3 protein-coding genes are annotated in these 2,875 nt (G+C 63.8%); 2 read left to right on the top strand and 1 reads right to left on the bottom strand.

The annotated features are described in order from the left end of the window. Positions 1-87 precede the first annotated feature (87 nt). Together AC4FAH_RS06335 and asd are read left to right on the top strand one after the other, a co-directional pair. On the top strand, positions 88-951 hold the full coding sequence (locus AC4FAH_RS06335; protein WP_279831148.1) for a sulfurtransferase: 864 nt from the start codon (positions 88-90) through the stop codon (positions 949-951). 273 nt (positions 952-1,224) lie between these two features. Then, positions 1,225-2,142 carry an archaetidylserine decarboxylase gene (gene asd, locus AC4FAH_RS06330; protein WP_286988763.1) on the top strand — a complete coding sequence of 306 codons (918 nt, stop codon included), beginning with the start codon at positions 1,225-1,227 and terminating at the stop codon, positions 2,140-2,142. A gap of 487 nt (positions 2,143-2,629) precedes the next feature. Here asd and AC4FAH_RS06325 read toward each other — a convergent pair. Next, positions 2,630-2,875: amino acid--tRNA ligase-related protein (locus AC4FAH_RS06325; RefSeq protein WP_490245778.1), on the bottom strand; the 246-nt coding region annotated here is incomplete at its 5' end.

Raw genomic sequence — 2,875 nt, 5'->3', positions numbered from 1 at the left:
CTTGATCGCAGTGACTTGACCACAGTGCCAGCCGACGTGCCATGATGCCGGAAGGATCACTCTCTTCGTAGAAGCAAGGATTACGCCATGTCTCACGATTCTTCACACCCTTCCCCCTCGGAAGCCGACCTGCTGCCCTTGATCGTCGAACCGCAGCAGCTCGCGGAGATGCTCGACCATCCTGATATCGTGATCGTCGACGTGCCGCTGAAAGCCGAGAGCCATGCGCGTCATGTGCCCGGCGCTCGCCTGCTCGACTTCAAGCAGCTGGTCGGCAGCAATGACGACGACATTCCCGGCGTGCCGAGCCCCGAGGCACTGTCTGGCGTGATGTCAGCCCTTGGCATCACCCGCGACAGCCATGTGGTGGCCTATGACGATGAAGGCGGCGGCTGGGCCGGACGCCTGCTGTGGACCCTGGCGCTGCTCGGCCATACCCGCTACAGCTACCTCAATGGTGGCCTGCACGCATGGCAAGGCGATGGCCTGCCGCTGAGTGACACCGCCAGCGACTGGAGCCCCAGCGAGTATCACGCCGCCTACATGGACACCAGCGTGATGGCGACGCGGGAAGACATTCTCGATCGACTGGCGGCCGAGGACCCGCAGGAAAGCGTCGTGGTCTGGGATGCGCGCTCCGCGGAAGAGTATCGCGGCGAGAAGGGCCAGAACGCCCGCCTCGGCCATATCCCGGGCGCCGTGCATTTCGAGTGGACCGAGGCCATGGACCGTGAGCGCAACCTGCGCATCCGCGACTATGCGGAGCTGGTGACGGAACTGGGCGCTCGCGGCCTCAACCCCGAACAGCACATCGTGACGCACTGCCAGAGCCATCACCGCTCCGGCCTGACCTGGCTGGTGGGTCAGGCGCTGGGCTTCAGCGATGTACGCGCCTATCCGGGCTCCTGGAAGGAATGGGGCAACCGTGATGACACGCCCATCGAACGCTGAAGGCGCTTGATATCGGGCTGAAAGCTTCTGATGGCAGCCTGGGACGAGCCTATCGAGCGCCAGCACGCCAAGGCAGGCCATGCCGGGATGACACGCATGGCCTGTCTGGCAACTGTCACCAGGCCCACGGCTGCGGCAATTCGCAGGCTTGAGCCGTTATTGACGATGGGCTAAGGTGCAGCCCAACTGCTGGCCGCCGCTGTTGCCGGCCAACGCCCGCCCTCTCGAGGAGCGGGCTTTTCATTCCTGAAAGTGCCTGCAAGGATCGCCATCGTGGATCGCGCCAAGCTGTTTTCCCTGAGCCAGTACCCACTGCCCCAGCACCTGATCTCACGCCTCATCGGCCGTGTCGCCGCCTGCACCGATCCGTGGGTCAAGAACACCTTCATCGAGCGTTTCATCAAGGCCTACGGCGTCAACATGAACGAGGCGCTCGAGGAGAATCCGCGTTCCTATGCCTGCTTCAATGACTTCTTCACCCGTGCCCTGAAGGCGGACGCCCGCCCCATCGGTGAAGGCCTGGTGTCACCGGCCGATGGCGTACTGTCCCAGTTCGGCAACATCGAACACGGCACTCTCGTACAGGCCAAGGGTCAGGCATTCTCGCTGACCCAGTTACTGGGTGGCAGTGAAGAGCGCGCCGCGCCCTTCCGCAACGGTCGCTTCGCCACCGTCTATCTGTCACCGAAGGACTACCATCGCGTCCATATGCCGGTGGCCGGTCGTCTGGTCGAGATGGCTTACGTCCCGGGACGCCTGTTCTCGGTCAACGAAGCCACCGCCAAGCACGTGCCGGGCCTCTTCGCCCGCAACGAGCGCCTGGTGTGCATCTTCGAGACCGAACACGGCCCGATGGCCATGGTGCTGGTGGGCGCGATGATCGTCGCGGCGATCAAGACCGTCTGGAGTGGTCAGGTCACGCCGCTTTCCGGTGATGTCGAGACGACCCGTTTCGATCAGCTCATCGAGCTGGCGCATGGCGCCGAGATGGGCCGCTTCCAGCTCGGCTCCACCGTGGTGATGTGCTTCCCGGACAGCGTCGAGTTCGATGACGCCCTGACACCGGGCCAGAAGGTCAGCATGGGGCAGTCACTCGGCATGCGCCCGTCTGCGACAGCGCCGGCTCCGGCCGAGTCAGAAGAGCATGCGGCAGAGACCGCGCAGGGCTCGCCGGCCACAGACGAGAAATAAGGTCAGGCCTGACGCAGCGCGAGCACGACACTCGCGCATAAAGCCTGCACATGAAACCCGGGCATAAAAAAAGGGAAGCCCCTGGCTTCCCTTTTTAACGACAGGAGCCTGACCGCGCTCCCCGCCTTCTTGCCTTGCCCCGCGATGAACGCTGCCATCGGGGTGATCACTACCTTCAGTGCCCAAACAGATCAGAGTCCTCCATGACGGGCGTCACGCTCTCACGACGCGACTGCCGGATGATGCCTCGAAGGCTCCGAGGGTTCGAGCCATCATCTGTCGCCTTCTTTCACCATGCCCGATAAAAGAAGACCCGCTGCGACCATTGCCCTGGTCCTGCCATCACCTTGCCTGCGGGCTTCGCCGGCAAGCGCCAACCCTCCACGCTGACTTCTCCAGTCTAGTCGACGCACGCTCGACAAGCGTGTTGGCAATAAACGCTGGGATTCACGCAAATCACATCGAAAGCTGCCTCTCATGTCGGCTCTCAAGCACGTGATGCCGGGAAAGCGATGACCGCCGAGATATCGCGCTCTCCCAGCGCCAGCATGATCAGACGATCCAGCCCCAGCGCCACCCCGCTCCCCGCGGGCATTCCCGCCTGCAAGGCCGCCACCAGGCGCTGGTCAGCCGCCACCTCGGGCAGGCCCTGGGCGACTCGCGCGGCATTGTCCTCGGCAAAGCGCGCCGCCTGCTCACTGGCATCGGTCAGCTCGTCATAGCCGTTGGCCAG

The organism is Cobetia sp. (assembly GCF_983723665.1).
This window is presented reverse-complemented; position numbering and strand designations above follow the sequence as displayed.

Bases quoted from the DNA above. Each gene is read 5' to 3' on its own strand.
- AC4FAH_RS06335 (WP_279831148.1), top strand. From the start codon at position 88: ATGTCTCACGATTCTTCACACCCTTCCCCCTCGGAAGCCGACCTGCTG.